The organism is Mycobacterium sp., assembly GCF_032162105.1.
Lineage (GTDB): Bacteria > Actinomycetota > Actinomycetes > Mycobacteriales > Mycobacteriaceae > Mycobacterium.
The window spans coordinates 1-3,291 of record NZ_JAVRPS010000358.1 but is presented as its reverse complement, the minus strand read 5'-3'; the positions used below and the strand labels follow the sequence as shown (position 1 = coordinate 3,291).

Here is a 3,291-nt window from a genome sequence, read left to right as displayed (position 1 = left end):
GCGAGGGCGCCGAGGCTCTTGGCGAAGATGTCGCCACCGACACTTTCCAAGATGACGTCGGCAGCGCGTCCGTCGGTGGCCGCGAGGACTTGGTTAGGCCAGTCGTCATCCTGGCGGTAGTTGATGGCGATGTCGGCACCGAGCGAGCGCGCAAGCGCGAGTTTGTCGTCGGTGCTGGCGGTGGCGATAATCGGTCCGGCGCCGAGCAGCTTGTCCACTTGGATGGCGATCGTGCCGACCCCGCCGGCGGCGGCGTGGATCAGCTAGAGAAGTCGAGTGAGCAGAAACTGCCAGAAAGCTGACTTATCAACAGCGGTACGCCGTGTTCGGAAAGCCGTTGCCTCCTCACGTGTTTGACAACCACCGCCAGCAGCTCCTGGATCGGTTCTGTCCTCTGCTCCACCGTGGTGCGTGGTCAGACTGCCGTGGTACCGCCGTCGACAACCAACTCCATACCATTGACAAAGCTTGAATCGTTCGAGGCGAGGAACAATGCGACCGTCGCAATCTCCTGGGGTCTGCCGTTCTCTCCCCGTGGGATCAACGCCTCCCGCGCGCCCATCGCGGCCTTCGTCTCGTCGTCGAACAGCTGCTCCTGTCCTGGCGCGACGACCTGGCCCGGGGTCAGCACGTTGACCCGGATCCTGCGGTCCTTCAACTCGGCCAACCACACGCGGGCGTACGCATGCAGTACAGCCTTGCTCGCGGCGTAGACACTCCAGGCCGGATAGCCCCTGACCGACGCGATTGACCCGGTCATGAAGATCGAGCCACCGTCGTTGAACAACGGCAGAGCCTTCTGCACCGTGAACAGCGTGCCGCGCGCGTTCAACCCGAACGTCGCATCGAAATGCTCCTCGGTGATCTCGCCGAGCTTGCCCTCCTCGGCGGTCCCTGCACTTGCCCACAACACGTCGATGGCGCCCTTTTCCTGCTTGACCGCGTCGAACAAACGGTCCAGGTCGTCCAGGTTGGCCGAATCAGCCTGCACGCCGGTCACGTTCGAGCCGATCAGCTTGACGGCTTCGTCCAGAGCTTCCTGCCGCCGACCCGAGATGAAGACGTGAGCTCCTTCGTCGACGAACAACTTGGCACCGGCCAGCGCCATACCACTTGACCCGCCCGTGATCACCGCCACCTTGCCGTCAAGCTTTCCCATGACTACTCCTTCGGTCGACTACCTGGCTGGCTACATCAAGCATCTGGTCAAGGGTGGGAGCATTGCGAAGGCATCCGCGATCGCCTCATCAATGCCGCACCCGGGCGGAGCGCCCAAGTCCGCGGCAGAACGCACTCAGACCAGCGGCGCTGCCGACAAGGGACCCGACTACGGGAATGGCGAAGTTGAGCTTCATCGCGAGAGTCCTCTCCAAGCAGGCCATTGTCGGATGACACTGACATCTGGCATGTGCGAATCCTTCGGTGATCCATTAACCAGGATTTTGGGGGCACGGCGCTCCTGTTCGAGCACGGCTTGGCCCGGCGGCGATGCGGCTCAGCTGGGCACGGTGATACCGAGGGCGAAGTCGAAGTTCCCCACCCCGTGTTGGGCGAGACCGATCATGACCAGGCCCGTTCCTTCTAAGTAGTGCGCCATGTTCAAGCCGCCGACGTCGAGCGGGCGCAGCTTGAGGCTGTCGATGAACTCCGCCACGTGTGCCTTGGCGCGTGCGTCGTCGCCGGCGATGAAGACGTCCAGCGGCTGGCCCTTGGCTAGGACAGCACCGAAGGTGGTGTTGAATGCCTTCACCACGCTGGCGCTGGCCGGGGCCGCCCCGGCAACGTTCTGCGCGATCGAGGTGCCATCGGGGATGGCGAGCCCGTCGCCCGCAGAATTGACGGGGTTGCAGATGTCGACGATCACCTTGCCCGCGAGGGCGTTTCCATACTGGGCGACGACCGGAACGACATTGGCGTACCCGAGGGCCACGATGACGATGTCCCCGGCCGGGACGGCGCCGAACTCTCCCGTCGTGGTGCTGCCGCCGACAGTCTTGGCCAGGTCAGCAGCCTTGGACTGGTCGCGGCCGATGACCTCGACGGTGTTGCCGCCTGCTACCGCCAACGTGGCGATGGTGCTGGCCATGTTCCCGGTGCCGATGATGCTGATGTTGCTCATGAAATATCCTGTCTTGGTTGATGTTCGAAAAGTTTGACTCCTCCACCATGAGCCCGCGTTAGTGCCGTGTCAGCAAAGCAGGGAGGCGTGGAGGCTAGTGGAAATCGACCGAACTGGCGGAGCCCTCGTGACGGGGGGCACGGTCGTGGTCGTCACTCCCCGTCGGTGCGTAATTCCCAGGGCGGCATGCCAATTGCCTCGGCGAGGTTGCGCTGCAGTGCGACGCCGGCCGGCAGCGTGCGGTAGAAGATGCTCACCTCGGCGATCTTGCCGTCCGCGTCGAGCAGGACGAAGAAGATCCCGTTGACCGCGGCGTCTCCGACTTGCAGCCGGAAGTGTGCGGCGTGGTGGATCTCGCCGCTGAGGACCTCCATGTAGGTGTCGTCGGACGACAGTCCGTTGACGGTCTTGATGGTTTCCACGGCGGCCTCGCGGCCGATGACTGGCTCGTCGCTGAACGGGCCGTACAGCATCACGTCCTCGGCGAGTAATCGGGTGAGGACGTCGACGTCGACGCCGCCGTGGATGCAGTCGACGAAGGACTCCAAGGTGTCACGGTGGGGGGCGAACGTGGTCATCGTTACTCCTTGTGGGTTGAGACTTGCTCGGTGTGACTAGGCCGTCAGCCAGCCGGGAAGTAATGGCCGTTGTCCAAATCGGCGAACAGGCCGGGCTCAGCGGGTTCCCAGCCCAGGGCCTCGCGGGTAATGAGGCTGGTCGCCGGGAAGGACCCTGTGACCAGATTCGTAAGGGCCCCAAAGTATCCCGGCAGCATCAGGACATCCGCGGGAACGCTCACGGCGCGCAGTTCCAGACGGCTGCCAATGGCCTCGGCGATTTCGCGGAACGGGATGCCCCCATCCTGAACCGCGTGCCAATATCTACCAGCCGGACCCTTCTCCAACGCCAGGCGGAACACGGATGCGACATCGCGGATGTGTACGGCGTTCCACAAATTCATGCCGTCTCCGGGGTAGCCGGCGAAGCCTTTGTCCTGCGCGAGCGCGATGAGCCCTGGGAGAAAGCCGGCACTATCGGTCGTGCTGTGCGCGATGAGCGGAAGCCGCACGATCGACGACCGCACTCCCCGCTCGGCGAGGCCAATTACAGCCCGTTCCACGACGTTGCGAACACGCAGCGTGCCCTTGAACTCCTCCCCGCTGGGAAGGGCC

The 3,291-nt window shown here is 63.8% G+C and carries 5 protein-coding genes; all 5 read right to left on the bottom strand.

Annotation, left to right across the window (positions count from 1 at the left end; translation table 11 throughout):
* Nucleotides 1–218, bottom strand: a 218-nt coding sequence (locus QOC69_RS18210) for a zinc-binding dehydrogenase (protein ID WP_526442071.1), incomplete at its 3' end; no start/stop codon positions are given.
* Between the two features lie 197 nt (nt 219–415).
* Nucleotides 416–1,159: an SDR family NAD(P)-dependent oxidoreductase gene (locus QOC69_RS18205; protein ID WP_526442069.1), complete on the bottom strand. Its 744-nt coding sequence runs from the start codon at nt 1,157–1,159 to the stop codon at nt 416–418.
* Nucleotides 1,160–1,495: 336 nt separating this feature from the next.
* Nucleotides 1,496–2,119 carry an NADPH-dependent F420 reductase gene (locus tag QOC69_RS18200; protein WP_526442067.1) on the bottom strand — a complete coding sequence of 208 codons (624 nt, stop codon included), beginning with the start codon at nt 2,117–2,119 and terminating at the stop codon, nt 1,496–1,498.
* A gap of 152 nt (nt 2,120–2,271) precedes the next feature.
* A complete protein-coding gene (locus QOC69_RS18195; RefSeq protein WP_526442065.1) occupies nt 2,272–2,697 on the bottom strand; it encodes a nuclear transport factor 2-like protein in 426 nt (141 codons plus the stop codon).
* A 44-nt stretch (nt 2,698–2,741) separates the two neighbouring features.
* A partial coding sequence (locus QOC69_RS18190; protein WP_526442063.1) for a Rossmann-fold NAD(P)-binding domain-containing protein occupies nt 2,742–3,291 on the bottom strand: 550 nt, incomplete at its 5' end.

Bases quoted from the DNA above. Each gene is read 5' to 3' on its own strand.
- QOC69_RS18205 (WP_526442069.1), bottom strand. From the start codon at position 1,159: ATGGGAAAGCTTGACGGCAAGGTGGCGGTGATCACGGGCGGGTCAAGT.
- QOC69_RS18200 (WP_526442067.1), bottom strand. From the start codon at position 2,119: ATGAGCAACATCAGCATCATCGGCACCGGGAACATGGCCAGCACCATC.
- QOC69_RS18195 (WP_526442065.1), bottom strand. From the start codon at position 2,697: ATGACCACGTTCGCCCCCCACCGTGACACCTTGGAGTCCTTCGTCGAC.